Source organism: Calidithermus terrae (genome assembly GCF_003574345.1).
Lineage (GTDB): Bacteria > Deinococcota > Deinococci > Deinococcales > Thermaceae > Calidithermus > Calidithermus chliarophilus.
In genome coordinates this window covers 1-9,465 of sequence record NZ_QXDL01000166.1, presented here as the reverse complement: position 1 = coordinate 9,465, position 9,465 = coordinate 1, and the positions used below count along the sequence as shown (strand labels likewise).

The following is a 9,465-nucleotide window of genomic DNA, read 5'->3' as shown; positions in this document are numbered from 1 at the left end:
CCCTGGAGGAGCAGGCCCGGCAGGCGGAGCGGGGCTTCGTGCCCCGCCCGGCCCGCACCCTCCAGCTCCTGCCTGGCCTCGAGGTACGCATTCCTGCCGACGAGCGGCGGGTGCTCGACGAGGGCAGCGCGCTCAGCCTGCGTGGGGAGTACCGCAGCCTGGCCCACAAGCTGGTCCAGGCCTACCGGCAGGGCTCGAGCGCTGCCGAAGTAACCCACGCCCTTCACCAAGCCGAGGCAGCCACCGGGATGCCCCTGCTGGAGGCGGTGCTGACCTTCCTGGGAAGAGCAGAGGGCTTGAAGGGCAGCCTGCTCGAGGCTTACCAGGAACAGGCCGAGGCCAAGCCTCGATCCCAGCCCGCTCCCACTCCCCCATCGCCGGCTCAGGCTCAAGCCCAGCCCGCCCTCCAGCGCAAGGAGAAGGCCAAGCCCGCCCAAGCATTAACACCGGACGAGGCCCGCAGGTTAGCCGAGATGCTGCTGACCCGGAATAACCTCACGGGAGCGACCGACCCCGGCAAATTCGGAGAGGACATCGTCGCCGGCCTGCGGCTCATGGAGCAAAAGGGTTGGATCGACCTCGAGCTCCACCTGGTCCCGGTCGTGAATTACGTACTGGAAAAGGTCCAACGGCAACCCAAGCTGCAACAAAGCCTCCTGCAGGCCCTCGAAAAGCACGGCCTGGCCTACGGCGCCCTGCCCAACCCTACCGCAGCGAGCCGGCCCAAAACCCCGACAGGGGGTGATCTGCCTTTCCACGCCTTCCTCGAGCAGATCGCCATGGACATGGTCTACGAGGTCGAGGGGCTGTTCGAGGCAGACGCCGACCAAAAACCCGACTCCGGCAGCGGCACCACCCAAGCCCAGGTCGATGCCCGCAAGCGGCTGCTCCAATACTTCGGCTACCGGGCTCACAAGACCGTCAAGGGGGTGATGGGCTTCGAGATGAAGCTCTTTACCCCCGTGCCGCGCGAACAGCTACCGCCCGAAGCCAGGGAACGGTGCAAGGACTACACCATGCCCATCGTGGCCTTCCGGGGCAGCGAGGGCGGGGCGATCGCCAGCAAGAGCTACAGCAGCGGCCGCGCCGACTGGCTCTCCGACTTCGCCGACCCCCAGGTGGGCCTGCGCCAATTCCAGGCCAACCGCGACCTCATCGCCGACGTGATGGCGACAGCCAAAGCCGCCTCCAAGTCCCTCCCCTGGGTCACCGGCCACAGCCTGGGCGGGGCCCTGGCCCAGGCCGTGGCCTGCGAGATGCCGCAGTTCGTGGGGCACGTGGTCACCTTCCAGGCCCCGGGCATCGACGCCAAAACCCTGCAAAAGCTCGAGGACTTCAACGCCGAACAGGCCGACCCCGGCCGCCGCATCGGCAGCACCCACGTGCACTACAGCGGCGACCTCGTGGAGCGGGCCGGTGAGGGCTACACCGGCGGGGTGGTAGAGAATTACGAGTTGCCTTATAGCCTGGCCTTCAAGGCCCTCCTAGGCTGTGTTACCGCGTATTTGTCCGAGAAGATGGCCTTCTGGCTCAAAGATCCGGGCCTGCTCGACGCTCTGGCGGACTCGAAGGCATATGCCATTAGAGAGTTCGTGAGGCGGGTTGCTCCCGATGGCCTTGCCGAGGAAGTCCTCACCTACGCGGTTGAGCTGGCGAAATCCAAAAACTGGCCGGGCATCGCCGAGGAGGATTATCAAAGCCTGAAAGCAGGGGCACAGGCCTTTGGCCGCCTGCTCCAAAACCCTGATTTCCTCAAAACCATCGCCCAGATGCCCGAAGCGACTCGCAGGCTCCTCATCCGCACCGGGCTGACCACAGCCCGGGAGCACACCGCCCCAACCTATACTTCACTCCTGCTACAACAGCGCCCCGAGTACGGCACCTTATTTGCTAACGCCAAGGGCACTAAGGACGACCCCAACACCCCCTATGACCGCCCCGCCAACCAAACCAAGTTCGTGGGCACCAAAACTGAAGACCAGTTGGAGAAACGGATTATCGAACCCTACCGCAAAAAGATCGGGCCCTCGATCGGCAAAGCCTTCGAGGACTGGAACAAGGCTAACGAGGCCAACCCCAACTACCGCCTAGTTGACACCGGGCGCGAGGAGTTCAGGGCGGTGTTCAACATCCTCTCAGGGATTGCGAGGAAAGAGAAAAACAAGGATTTGGCTTTGCGGTTAATGGCGGAGGCGGTGGGGAATAAAGGCATTACCGACATACTCTCCAATCTACCGATCGGCATTCGACGCCAATACCTCAGATGGTTTCAAAACGAGCAAAACCTTACTGACATTTGGATCGCTTGGAACCAAGACACGGCGGAGGCAAGAGAATGAACAGGCTGGTCTTGTATGCCCTCCTGGCATGCGCGCTCACCATAAACGGATGTAAGGCGTCCAGATCAAAACCCACTATGAATCTCTCTACCCCCGCTATGAATCTCTCTACCGAGGAACACGCTCTTCTGGTAAGCAAGCAGCTTGACAAAATAGCCGAATTTATAGGTGGCAGGATAATTCAAAACCTGCCGGATTTTCGTGTGTTACCACACGGGGATAAGAACTGTGCCTATCCATCGGATTGGGAAATTGGCGTGTTCTGCGCTCAGTATATAGGCGGTCTGTCAGGCAAGGAAGTAATGGATAAACTTGTGGAATTGAATAGATCAGAGTTTTTAATGCCCGATCCGCCTTACGTATGGGATTCAAATGCACGCTGGTACACGACGGTTTGGGGGATTCCGGCAACAAGGTTTACCTTCACCCTGGTCTATGTGCCAGACTGGGAAATTGTCGGAGGACCAAAAATATCCAAACTGGATATTTCCTACACAGAGGATGCGAAATGGGATGACCTCCATTCTCCTCGTTGATCGGCACGCAGGAGCCTCCATCAAAAGCGCTGGAGATTTAGATGCTAGTGCGGCTGATTATTTATTTCCTACTAAGCTTTTTGCTGTCGGGGTGCCCGAAGAAAGGGAGTTCGAGTATGGGAATGTCTTCCCACCAGGCGTTTGATAGCGAGACGCAAGCAGTCTTAGCAAGCAGGAACTTCAATAAAATTGCATTAGCGATTCTAAGCCATCTTATCAACCAAGATTTCGAGATCATCGACTGTAATCTACCGAAGTACCCCGATGGCGGAGACGCCTGCGCCAGATATAACGGGTCGAAAGGCATAAAAGATGTTATGTCCCAGATCGGGGTGACAGGAAAACGCTTCTTTCTCACCCCCGATCCACCATACGTCTATGACAAAGCTGCCGGGTGGTACACCACTGTGTGGGCCGTACCTACCACTCGTTACACCTTCACGGTAGTAGTCAGTGAATATCACGAAACCCTGGATGACCCAAAGTTCATCCGGGTTCGCGTTTCTTACTCGGAATACGAGAAGTGGGACGATCTTTATCCTCCTCGTTGATTAGCCAGGATGCAGCGGAGTTTCAGTGTTGGAGGACTGGAACAAGGCTAACGAGGCCAACCCCAACTACCGCCTAGTTGACACCGGGCGTGAGGAGTTCAGGGCGGTGTTCAACATCCTCTCAGGGATTGCCAAAAAGGAGCCTGACCAGTGGCGGGCAGTTCAGAAAATGCGCGAGATAGTTCTGAGCAGCCAGGTACAAAACATCTTTAAAGCTCTCGAGCGCCTACACGAACAGTATGAGCGATGGTTCTTGGAACCCAAGAATCTAACGGATATCTGGGTCGCGTGGCATCAGGACTCAGCAGAGGTATACGAATGAACCGTCGCAATGGTCAATGCATGTACATAGTAGCAGCGATCACGTGCTTGATTCTCGTTGGCTGCAAGTTGGTATGTAATCCTCAGACCCAAGAAAGAGCTGTCTCTATGGAGCAACTAGATGAACGTGTGCTAAGGAGTGGTGATCTCAGAAAGATCGCTCTCTATCTTGCCGAGCAACTCACTTCACAGGACTTTACCGAGATTGATTGTGGAGGTACTAAGCATAGTACGTTGGTAAGCGTGTGTTTTGAGTATGTAGGGCCTGGCTCAAGCGATCAGGAACGGATCAACATCCTTTGGACCGAGGTGATGAACAAACTCGTGGAACGGGGCAGGAATAAGTTCCTGATGCCCGACCCACCCTATGCCCAACAAAACTATTGGTACACCACAGTTTGGGGAATTCCGAGCACTCGGTATACCTTTGATGTCGTGCTGGCCCGTACTCTTTACATAGAAGACCTTAGTCGAGAATACCTCGAACTAAGAATCACTTATTCAGAAAGCGAAACGTGGGATGATCTCTACCCTCCCCGTTAACTGCCTCACGGTAAAGGCTCGAGCCCATCCATAGCCCTCACTACCTGCCTTGCTCGTTGCAAGTGCCTTACAAGCGAAGCGGGGCTTTTAAGCAAGAAGTCGGCCTCGAGGCGCGAAATCGCCCTGCTGGTCCTGTTCGCGGTGCTGTGGCTGCTCTTGCCCGGAGGCTTCTGGGCGCCCGTTTTCATGCTCGTAGTTATGGGCGTTTACTCGTGAACGGAGCCCCAGGGCCCGCCCTCCATCGTGACCAGCCGCGCCCTGCGGCCGGGGGGGCGGGGGTATAATCCCAACACTCGTTTGTTTGCGAGGTGACAATGGTCACGCTCTCCAGAACCCCATCCCATCCCCACGAACGCAACCCCGGCACCCCCTTCGACCTCTCGGCGGTCGAGGGGGCGCTGGTCAACCGTAGCGCCATCGAACGGCGGGCGGCGACCCTTCCCACCCGGCGCACGGTCAAGAAGGAGTGGCAGGCGGCCTGGCTGCTGCACGCCATCACCACCATCGACCTCACCACCCTCTCGGGGGACGACACGCCCGGCACCGTGCGGCGCCTGTGCGCCAAGGCCCGCCAGCCCTTGCGGCCGGAGCTGATGGAGGCCCTCGGGATCGCGGGAAGGCCCATCGCCACGGGCGCGGTGTGCGTCTATCACGAGATGGTTCCTACCGCCGTGGAGGCGCTGAAGGGCACGGGCATCCCCGTCGCCGCCGTCTCCACCGGCTTCCCGGCCGGGCTCAACCCCCACGCGCTCAAGCTGAAGGAGATCGAGGCCTCGGTGGCGGCGGGGGCGGCGGAGATCGACATCGTGATCTCGCGCCACCACGTGCTCACGGGCAACTGGAAGGCGCTTTACGACGAGGTGCGCGACTTCCGCGAGGCCTGCGGCCCGGCCCACATGAAGGCCATCCTGGCGGTGGGCGAGCTGGGCACGCTCAAGAACGTGATGCGGGCGAGCCTGGTGTGCATGCAGGCCGGCTCGGACTTCATCAAGACCTCCACCGGCAAGGAGAGCGTCAACGCCACGCTGCAGAATAGCCTGGTGATGGTGCGGGCCATCCGCGAGTTCTACGAGCAGACCGGCTACAAGGTGGGCTTCAAGCCCGCCGGGGGCATCCGCACCGCCAAGCAGGCCCTCGACTGGCTGATCCTGATGAAGGAGGAGCTGGGCGAGGAGTGGATGCAGCCCCACCTCTTCCGCATCGGCGCGAGTGCCTTGCTCAACGACATCGAGCGGCAGCTCGAGCACTTCGCCTACGGCCGCTACGCCTCGATGCAGTACCAGCCGCTGGGATAAAGCCGCGCATGGCAGAAGAATCCCGGCAGTACGCGACATGCCCTCTGCCCCTGGAGGGGGATTTATGACCGTGACCGAACTCCTCGAGACCCTCCCCTACGGCCCCGCGCCCGAAGCCGCCAAGCCCGCCCTCGAGTGGATCGAGGCGCATAAGGGGCGCTTTGGGCTGTTCATCGGCGGGAAGTGGCGCGACCCCTCCACCCAGGAGTGGTTCGCCTCGATCAACCCCGCCAACGCCAAGCCCCTCGCCGAGGTCGCGCAGGGCGGCCCCGAAGACGTGAGTGACGCGGTGAAGGCCGCGCGCAAGGCTTTCGCCTCCTGGGGCAAGACCCCCGGCCACGTGCGGGCGCGCTACCTCTACGCCCTGGCCCGGCAGGTCCAGAAGCACTCGAGGCTCTTCGCCGTGCTCGAGACCCTCGACAACGGCAAGCCCATCCGCGAGACCCGCGACATCGACATCCCGCTCGTGGCGCGGCACTTCTACTACCACGCGGGCTGGGCGCAGCTCATGGAAGGTGAGCTCTCGGGCTACGAGCCGGTGGGCGTGGTGGGCCAGATCATCCCCTGGAACTTCCCCCTCCTCATGCTCGCCTGGAAGATCGCCCCCGCGCTGGCGATGGGCAACACCGTGGTGCTCAAGCCCGCCGAGTTCACCCCGCTCACCGCCTTGCTCTTCGCCGAGATCTGCCAGAACGTGGGCCTGCCGGCGGGCGTGGTCAACATCGTCACCGGCGACGGGCGCACCGGGGCGGCGCTGGTGGAGCACGAGGGCGTGGACAAGATCGCCTTCACCGGCTCGACCGAGGTGGGGCGCATCATCCGGCGGGCCACGGCGGGCAGCGGCAAGAAGCTCTCGCTCGAGCTCGGCGGCAAGTCGCCCTTCCTCGTCTTCGACGACGCCGACCTCGACAGCGCGGTGGAGGGCGTGGTGGACGCCATCTGGTTCAACCAGGGGCAGGTGTGCTGCGCGGGCAGCCGGCTGCTGGTGCAGGAGGGCGTGGCCGAGAAGCTCTACGGCAAGCTGCGCGCGCGCATGGAGCGGCTGCGGGTGGGCGACCCCCTCGACAAGGCCGTGGACATCGGGGCCATCGTGGCGCCGGTGCAGCTCCAGAAGATCCAGCAGCTCGTGCAGAAGGGCGTGGAGGAGGGCGCTGAGCTGTGGCAGCCGAGCTGGGCGGTGCCCGCCGAGGGCTGCTTCTACCCCCCCACCCTCTTCACCAACGTGGCCCCGGCCTCGACCATCGCCCAGGAGGAGATCTTCGGCCCGGTGCTCGCCGCCATGACCTTCCGCACCCCCGAGGAGGCGGTCAGGCTCGCCAACAACACCCGCTACGGGCTGGCCGCGAGCATCTGGAGCGAGGACATCAACCTCGCCCTCGACGTGGCGACGCAGGTCAAGGCCGGGACCATCTGGATCAACAGCACCAACCTCTTCGACGCCGCTTCGGGCTTCGGCGGCTACCGCGAGAGCGGCTTCGGGCGCGAGGGGGGCAAGGAGGGGCTGTGGGAGTACGTGAAGAAAGCCGAGAGCCGGTTGCCGATAGCCGATAGCCCGAAAAGCAAGTCGCGGGCCAAGGCGAAAACCGCCGAAGCCATCAGCTATGAGCCCCCGGCCGTCAGCGCTCTTCCGCCCATCGACCGCACCGCCAAGCTGTTCATCGGGGGCAAACAGGCCCGCCCCGACAGCGGCTACAGCAAGGCGGTCTATGGCCCGCAGGGGCAGCTCATCGGCGAGGTGGGGCTGGGCAACCGAAAGGACGTCCGCAACGCGGTGGAGGCGGCTCGAGGGGCCTTCGAGGGCTGGCGCAGGACCACCGGGCACAACAAAGCGCAGATCCTGTACTTCCTGGCCGAGAACCTGGAGGCCCGCGCCTTCGAGTTCGCGCGCCGCCTCGAGCTCCAGACCGGCGCGGACGGCATGGCCGAGGTCGAGGCCGCGATCCAGGCCCTCTTCACGGCAGCCGCCTGGGCCGACAAGTACGACGGCGTGGTGCACAACACCCCCATCCGCAACGTCACCCTGGCGGTGCCCGAACCCATCGGCGTGATGGGCCTGCTCTGCCCCGACGACCGGCCCCTGCTCGCCCTCGCCACGCTGGCCGGGGCCGCGCTGGCGATGGGCAACACGCTGGTGGTGGTGCCCTCCCCTGCCCACCCCCTGAGCGCGACCGACCTGTATCAGGTGCTCGAGACCTCCGACGTGCCCGCCGGGACCTTCAACATCGTCACCGGCGAGCGCGACGAGCTCGCCAAGACCCTGGCCGAGCACGACGACGTGGACGCGGTGTGGTACGCCGGGCCCCAGGCGGGCCGGGCCATGGTGGAAAAGGCCAGCGCCCTCAACATGAAGCGCACCTGGACCCTGCCCGAGAGCGGCCCCTTGCCCGGCATGGACGAGATCCTGCGGCAGGCCACGCAGGTCAAGAACATCTGGGTCCCCTACGGGGCGTAACCCTCCTGTAGCGCAGGGGCGCGGCGCGCCGCGCCCCTACTTTTGCCCCAGCCCTCGACGGCGGCTAATTGGTCCTGAGTTGGTATATGCTTGGTGCACATGCTCCGTGCCTGGCGACCCTCGGACGAGACGGCCCTCCTCGAGCTCTGGCGGCGGCGCTGGGGCGAGCGCTTTCCCCTGGACAAGGCCCTCTGGGAGCAGCAGACCGCGGGCGACCCGCGACACTTCCGCGCGGACCTGGCGCGGGCGTTCGAGGAAGGGGGCCGGGTCGTGGGGGCGGTGAGCCTCAAGACGCCGCCCTCGCCGCCCGCCTGGAGCAACCAGAACCCGCGCAACGCCTGGATCAGCTTCCTGCTCGTGGAGGAAGGCCGGGAGGAGGACGTGGGGCGGGCGTTGCTCGAGTACGCCCAGGGCGCCCTCCGCGCCGAGGGCTTCGCCCGGGTGCAGTACGGCGGCGACCCCAGCCACTTCTTCCCCGGCGTGCCGGTCGAGGACACGGCGCTCGCTGAACTGTTGCAGGCTTCGGGCTTCGAAGCGGCGGGCCTCGAGCAGGACTTCATCCGCGACCTGGCCGATTACGCGTTGCCCACCGCCGCGCGGGAGGCGCTCGAGGCGAGCGGGTTCAGGATCGGCCCCTGCCGGCCGGAGCAGGTAGCGGCGCTGCTGGGCTTCCTCGAGGCCGCCTTTCCGGGGCGCTGGCTGTACGAGACCGAGCAACGCCTGAAGGTCGAGCCCAGCCCGGCTGACGTGCTGGTGCTGGAGGGCGAGGGGCAGGTGTGGGGCTTCGCCCACGTGTACCACCGCGGCTCGAGGCGCATCGGGCCGGGGATCTACTGGCGGGAAGCGCTGGGGGCAGCCTACGGCGGCCTCGGCCCCATCGGGGTTTCTGGGGCTCTGCGGGGGAGGGGGCTGGGCTTCGCGCTGCTGGGCTACGGGGTGCAGCACCTCAAGGAGCTGGGCGTGGGGCGCATGGTGATCGACTGGACCACCCTGGCCGACTTCTACGGCAAGGCCGGCTTCGTGCCCTGGCGCGGCTACCGCCCGCACAGCCGCGGGCTATGAGCCTGTACCGCGTGGGGGTGGACGCCGGGGGGACCGCGGTCCGGGCGGTGCTGGCGCGGAGGGGGCCGGAGGGCCTCGAGGCGCTGGGCAAGGGCGCGGCGGGGAGCGCCAACCCGCGGCAGGTGGGCCTCGAGGCCGCCCACCGCGAGCTGCGGGCCGCCGTCGAGGCCGCCTTCCGGGAGGCCGGGCTCGAGCCCGAGCTGGAGGGCTGCGCCGTCCACGCCGGGGTGGCGGGGCTGGCGACGCCCGAGGACGTGCGGGCCTTCGAGGGCTTTTCCCACCCCTACGCGCGGCTGGAGGCCCAGAGCGACGCCGCCCTGACGCTGGACGCCTACTTCGCCGGGGAGCCGGGGGTGCTGCTCGTCG

At 64.3% G+C, this 9,465-nt stretch carries 8 protein-coding genes; all 8 read left to right on the top strand.

Annotated elements, in window-relative coordinates; translation table 11 throughout:
- Positions 1-2,339, top strand: a 2,339-nt coding sequence (locus Mterra_RS22455; protein WP_218022950.1) for an alpha/beta hydrolase family protein, incomplete at its 5' end; no start/stop codon positions are given.
- Positions 2,336-2,875 carry a hypothetical protein gene (locus Mterra_RS21990; protein WP_147372854.1) on the top strand — a complete coding sequence of 180 codons (540 nt, stop codon included), beginning with the start codon at positions 2,336-2,338 and terminating at the stop codon, positions 2,873-2,875. The genes Mterra_RS22455 and Mterra_RS21990, both read left to right, overlap by 4 nt.
- Before the next feature lie 41 nt (positions 2,876-2,916).
- On the top strand, positions 2,917-3,426 hold the full coding sequence (locus tag Mterra_RS21985; RefSeq protein ID WP_147372853.1) for a hypothetical protein: 510 nt from the start codon (positions 2,917-2,919) through the stop codon (positions 3,424-3,426).
- A gap of 25 nt (positions 3,427-3,451) precedes the next feature.
- The gene (locus tag Mterra_RS15840) at positions 3,452-3,748 is read left to right on the top strand and encodes a hypothetical protein (RefSeq protein WP_119316051.1); all 297 of its coding nucleotides are present in this window, start codon (positions 3,452-3,454) and stop codon (positions 3,746-3,748) included.
- Positions 3,749-4,604: 856 nt separating this feature from the next.
- Complete coding sequence (gene deoC, locus Mterra_RS15835; protein ID WP_119316050.1) at positions 4,605-5,585, top strand: deoxyribose-phosphate aldolase; 981 nt, start codon at positions 4,605-4,607, stop codon at positions 5,583-5,585.
- Between the two features lie 64 nt (positions 5,586-5,649).
- Complete coding sequence (locus Mterra_RS15830; RefSeq protein WP_119316049.1) at positions 5,650-8,037, top strand: aldehyde dehydrogenase family protein; 2,388 nt, start codon at positions 5,650-5,652, stop codon at positions 8,035-8,037.
- A 99-nt stretch (positions 8,038-8,136) separates the two neighbouring features.
- A complete protein-coding gene (locus tag Mterra_RS15825; RefSeq protein ID WP_119316048.1) occupies positions 8,137-9,099 on the top strand; it encodes a GNAT family N-acetyltransferase in 963 nt (320 codons plus the stop codon).
- A partial coding sequence (locus Mterra_RS15820; protein ID WP_275054706.1) for a BadF/BadG/BcrA/BcrD ATPase family protein occupies positions 9,096-9,465 on the top strand: 370 nt, incomplete at its 3' end. The genes Mterra_RS15825 and Mterra_RS15820, both read left to right, overlap by 4 nt.